Origin of the sequence: Blautia sp. AF34-10 (assembly GCF_003477865.1) — a bacterium.
In the GTDB taxonomy this organism is placed as follows: Bacteria; Bacillota; Clostridia; order Lachnospirales; family Lachnospiraceae; genus Fusicatenibacter; species Fusicatenibacter saccharivorans.
In genome coordinates this window covers 1-3,651 of the sequence record NZ_QUED01000062.1, presented here as the reverse complement: position 1 = coordinate 3,651, position 3,651 = coordinate 1, and the positions used below count along the sequence as shown (strand labels likewise).

The window sequence follows — 3,651 nt, the reverse complement described above, 5'->3', positions numbered from 1 at the left end:
GGCGTTACCCCATCATTCCACCTATCGGATTACCAGTTCACAGACTGGTTATTATTTAATAAACCAACACTGTGCGCAGACTTTTTACCGCCTGCGAACGTGTCGCACTGACCCAGAAATCTTCCCCAGACTTGTCGCCCTCGCCCTTCGTGTTCATAATCAGGGCGTTCACCAGCTTCAGGATATCCTTCTCTGACCGGATGTCGGGTAAGAGACTGGCATTGCTGCCAGCCCCTCCCCTAAGAACCGTACGTGACAGTTTCCCGTCATACGGCTCAAGCCTATCGTAAGGCCTCGTGTAAAACGAAACCCGGCTCAAATCAAGTAGTCCGGCTCATGCAGATTTCGATGACACCAGGGATGTACCATAATAGCAGGCCACTTCCTGTTGTTTTCGGTGATAAAATGCGTCTTAAATCCTGTTTCAGATGTAATTCTTTCTCCGCATACAGGGCAGCACCGTTTTTGGTTGTTCCAAATTTTAACGAGTTTTTCTCGTCCTTTGGTGCTGTTCAGCATTCTTTCCCCGTCACGTTCCTCATAATATCCCGTCCATTTTTTATCGAATGGGTTGGCTTCGGCGGTGATTTTCTTGAATCGGATGATTTTAGTATTTGCCGCGTATTCCAGCTTGAGGTATTTTTCATCGAAATCTTTACCGCGGAAAGCAGGCTCTGCTGCAAACGTCCACGTCCGGTTATCAATATGGTGCCAATATTTGTTGGCAATCCATTTCCTACCTTTTCGTTTGTGTCTGCGGCAAGCCCACTTCCATAGGCACTCGAAAATCCTGTGGTCAACTAATCCAAAAATATCCGCAGAAACTACATAGCGGTGGTAGTTGACCCAACCGCGAATCACAGGATTTAGTTTGCGAATGAGCAAGTCCTGCGTGGCGGTTTTGTTCTCCTTAACAATAGTCCGCACTTTTTTGAGGAAAGCTTTTACTGCATTCTTTGACGGCTTTATAAGCAATTTTCCGTTGTATTTCCGAATGTTCTGCCCAAGAAAATCAAAGCCGTCGCTGATATGTGTAATCACCGTTTTTTCCTCTGAAAGTTGCAGGCCGCGTTCCGCCAGAAAGTCCTTGATAAGCGGCATAACCTCGTTACGCAAAGTTTCCGGGCTTTTCCCGGTGACGATAAAGTCGTCGGCATATCGCACGAAATTAATCTGGTCGTAGATGGTTTTACCTGCCACCGTCCGTCTCATCGGGAATCTTTCTTTTAGAATCCGCTCCAGACCGTCCAAGGTCATGTTCATCAAAACTGGCGATATTGTGCCGCCCTGTGGGGTCCCTTCCTCTGTCGGAAAGATTTTTCTGGTTTCCACAAAGCCACATTTCAGCCATTTTTCGAGCATTTCCTTGTCCATTGGGATATTTTTCATTAACCAGCTATGACTGATATGGTCAAAGCACCCTTTAATATCTCCCTCCAAAATCCATTGAGGCGAACCGGCTCTGCACAAATCGTTAAAGCATTGCCCGATGGCATCGTGTGTGCTTCTTCCAATTCTAAAGCCGTAGGAGTTCGGGTCTGCCAGAGTTTCTGCCAATGGTTCCAGTGCAAACTTATATAATGTCTGCATGGCGCGGTCTGTCATCGTTGGAATATTCAGCGGGCGTAATTTTCCGTTTTTCTTCGGGATATACACCCGTCTGAGAGGTTGGGGCTTATAGCCCCGGCGTTTGAGTTTGTCAATCGCCTCGAATTTGCCTTTTGGCGTTTTCCATAATTCATGGTCTACACCAGCGGTATTTTTGCCTTTATTACTTGTCACACGTTTCACTGCCAATGCCTTGGCATAGAAAGAGTGCGTCAACAGCCATTGCAGAGTTTTCACTTTGCTGTAATGACCGTCTTTTTGAGCCTTTACGATACGCATTTGCAGCTTTTTAACATAGGCCTCCGCTTTCTTCCAATCAATGGATTCCCAGCTTCGTGCCCTGTCAGCAGGCGCACACAGTTTCCTGTTCATTTGCAATTCCTCCTCTCAAAAGTTCTGTAAATTCTCTCGTAAAGATAGACCTGCTGGAAGTCAGCCCGCTTTCGCGTGGGATGCTGTTTCAATCCCTATCCGTCCTCATTACAAGGTCGGCGTTCGCTTTTTCCAGCGTTCCTTACCCGCGTTTCTATCGGCTTTCCTTGCGGTCAGCTTTCCGAATATACGGAGAGAGCGCGGGCTTAACACGTTTCACGTAATCAACCGTGTAGGTTAGGTGCCGCCTATCCGCCGGCAGTCATGTTTGTCCATGTGTTCCCAGCTTACAGGAGAACATCCGACTGCACACCTTTTGGTTCAGGCCTATCAGCAACTTTAGCCTGGTTCCCGCTAACGACGTTTAACAGCGATTTACTTACATTCACCATACTACACAAGCCAAGCTCCCCAGCCGGACGTTGCTTCCAGCTTTTCGCCTCTGCCTCGAGGTTTCGGCTTAACCCTTTCGGGAGGGCTACCTTTTCTCGTCATGCTGCCTCACGGCCGTTGCCAGCCGCTTCGGTGACGATAGGCTACTGCTAATGGAATAACAGGTTCGGTCAGCGCCGAACAGTTTAATTACGCGACCTCGTGTCGCGCGTAGGCCAGAGGGTTATATCTCATGGACTTTTTGAAGTTAATTAGGTTGAGGCACTTGATGCGGTATTTCTGTCTTTCCAGGAAACCGCCGATTTCAGGAAGGAGTGTACCCTTCGGATCGGTACAGACATACGAGCTATGGGCTTGAAGCAGCGAAGGCTTACAAAAGAACCTCGTTTTTCCGCTGCCGCTGCCTCCGATTACCAGAATATTTTTATTTCTTGCGTACTTCGGCTGCTTTGGCCTGCTTGACATGGTGATCCGCTCCGTCATGGTCATGGGGATGTTTTGGAAGAAATCCTTGTCCATGTAAGGGGCGATATCCGCCGCCGTACCCCATGAAGCGTTTTGTCAAGTGCTTTTTTGAGTTATTGACGCAAATTATCGTGAAAGTGCGAAAGTGCAAAGTGCAAAGGGTCTGCGTTTTGCGCTTTCAGCTTGCGGGTTCGGGCGGCTGCTTCTTCTTGATGAAGTTGTACCATTGACCGCCGACACGCCTTGCGCCTAAAATGCCGCCCATGTTGCGCTTGGCGTTCTGTACCGTCCTTTCGGATATTCCGGCTTCGGCTGCGGCTTTTACAATGTCCTCGCTGGCAAGCTCTTTCCCGTCTGCAAGTAGGTCAAGTATCAGCCTTTCAGCCTGTTCGGTCTTGGTGGCATTGTTGCCGCCCGCGCCGGACAGCAGCTCGTCAGCGGTGATGTCGTATTCGCCTATCCATGAAAAGCCCGTTTCCGGGTCAAGGCAAAAGGCAACGGGCTTTCCCTCCGGCGCAAGGGAAGATTTGTCATGGACGATAACGCGCACATTCGGTTCGCGCTTCACGCGCCCGATCAGCAGGACGCTCCGGGCGGCTGCGCGGAAGTCGATAGAACCTAATCCCCGGTACGCGCTCTGCCCTCCGGCTGCTTTGTTCAAATGTCCGATAAGGATAACGGCGCACCCGGTACGCTCCGCAACTTCGGCAAGGCGGCGGAACATGGGGCGCACTTCGTTTGCCCGGTTCATGTCGGTTTTTTCGCCCATGTACGCCTGTATGGGGTCAAGGATAATCAGCCGCGCCCCGTTCT

General features: G+C 49.8%; 2 protein-coding genes and 1 pseudogene. All 3 read right to left on the bottom strand.

Annotated features, from left to right (window positions below; translation table 11 throughout):
* Positions 1-315: 315 nt before the first annotated feature.
* Positions 316-1,980 (bottom strand): group II intron reverse transcriptase/maturase, encoded by a 1,665-nt coding sequence (gene ltrA, locus DWZ60_RS16680; RefSeq protein ID WP_054356384.1) that lies wholly within the window; start codon positions 1,978-1,980, stop codon positions 316-318.
* Positions 1,981-2,571: 591 nt separating this feature from the next.
* A pseudogene (locus tag DWZ60_RS16675) lies at positions 2,572-2,931 on the bottom strand (type IV secretory system conjugative DNA transfer family protein); the annotation flags it as partial.
* An 85-nt stretch (positions 2,932-3,016) separates the two neighbouring features.
* On the bottom strand, positions 3,017-3,651 hold a 635-nt coding region (locus tag DWZ60_RS16670; RefSeq protein WP_147397772.1), incomplete at its 5' end, for an AAA family ATPase.

Coding starts and splice junctions, on each gene's coding strand:
- ltrA (WP_054356384.1), bottom strand. CDS start 1,980: ATGAACAGGAAACTGTGTGCGCCTGCTGACAGGGCACGAAGCTGGGAA.